1 protein-coding gene is annotated in these 313 nt (G+C 69.0%); it reads right to left on the bottom strand.

All coding sequences use genetic code 11. The features are described from left to right. The coding region (locus FJR00_RS15590; protein ID WP_272949588.1) for a UDP binding domain-containing protein at nt 1–313 on the bottom strand (313 nt) is incomplete at both ends.

Here is a 313-nt window from a genome sequence, read left to right on the forward strand (position 1 = left end):
GACCCGGACGGCCTCTGGCACCGAGGTCCAGTCGGCCACGTGCGGGTCGTGGTACTGCACCACCGCGCCCTTGGCCAGCAGCTGCCGCGCCAGCGGCACCGCCGGCGACTCCCGCTGGTCGGCGATGTTCGGCTTGTACGTCACCCCCAGCAGCAGCACCGTGGACCCGTTCAACGGCTTGCCCTCCTCGTTGAGGATGTCCTGGGCCCGGGAGACCACGTACGCCGGCATCTGGGAGTTGATCTCCTGAGCCAGCTCCACGAACCGGAACGGGTACCCCAACCGGGCCCGCACGTTGTGCGACAGGTAGTTC

This window comes from Ornithinimicrobium kibberense (assembly GCF_006519705.1).
In the GTDB taxonomy this organism is placed as follows: domain Bacteria; phylum Actinomycetota; class Actinomycetes; order Actinomycetales; family Dermatophilaceae; genus Ornithinicoccus; species Ornithinicoccus kibberensis.